The organism is Stenotrophomonas maltophilia group sp. RNC7 (assembly GCF_030910085.1).
Taxonomy (GTDB): Bacteria; Pseudomonadota; Gammaproteobacteria; order Xanthomonadales; family Xanthomonadaceae; genus Stenotrophomonas; species Stenotrophomonas sepilia.
Genome location: NZ_JAVFVN010000515.1, coordinates 1 through 337, shown reverse-complemented (window position 1 = coordinate 337; position 337 = coordinate 1). Strand labels below are relative to the sequence as shown.

Annotated in this window: 1 protein-coding gene; it reads right to left on the bottom strand. The window is 57.9% G+C overall.

Annotated elements, in window-relative coordinates:
• Nucleotides 1-93 precede the first annotated feature (93 nt).
• On the bottom strand, nt 94-337 hold a 244-nt coding region (locus RCF13_RS10090), incomplete at its 5' end, for a hypothetical protein (protein WP_308141116.1).

Sequence of the window (337 nt, the reverse complement as noted above, 5' to 3'; positions counted from 1 at the left end):
CAATTTCATCCAGAATTAAGGCACGCGGCTAGTGTCAATGCGCTGCGCCCTTTTCCCCCTTTGATATGGTCAGCGGCGCGGGCTTGCACGCTGTTAATTGCAGCGTTCGCTGTCCGGGGCGTTTATTTTGGTCGCGCTAAGGACGACCTGCGCAATGCGCTTTGCGGTGTGCTGATGCACCCAGTCGCTCCGGTTCGCCGATTCGGTGCGCTGGACTGCGGCTTCTCGGCCTGTGTCGGCCCGTTCTTGAGTTGTATGGCAGCTTGCAAGCGTACCCAGGTCAATTGCGAACATGCCGGTGTGACGTTCAGTAGCAGTAGCAGGTGAACAGTGTTCG